The following is a 250-nucleotide window of genomic DNA, read 5'->3' as shown; positions in this document are numbered from 1 at the left end:
CCCTTACCGGATTCCCCGGTCTGGGCATGTGAATTCAAACCGAGGGAAAACTCATGAAAAAAGTTCTCTTCGCTTCAACAGCTCTGGTTGCGACCGCGGGCGTTGCAGCAGCAGAAGTCGACTTCAGCGGTTACGGCCGCTTCGGTGTTCTGTACAACGAAAACGCGACCGGCCAGGATGAAACAAACATCACCAGCCGTTTCCGCCTGCAGATCGACGCGACAGCCGAGTCTGATATGGGCGTCACCTT

Annotated in this window: 1 protein-coding gene; it reads left to right on the top strand. The window is 55.6% G+C overall.

Annotated features, from left to right (window positions below; translation table 11 throughout):
* Positions 1 to 53 precede the first annotated feature (53 nt).
* The coding region (locus A3728_RS20170) for a porin (protein WP_150120918.1) at positions 54 to 250 on the top strand (197 nt) is incomplete at its 3' end.

Source organism: Sulfitobacter sp. HI0040, assembly GCF_001634885.1.
GTDB lineage: Bacteria > Pseudomonadota > Alphaproteobacteria > Rhodobacterales > Rhodobacteraceae > Sulfitobacter.
This window is presented reverse-complemented; position numbering and strand designations above follow the sequence as displayed.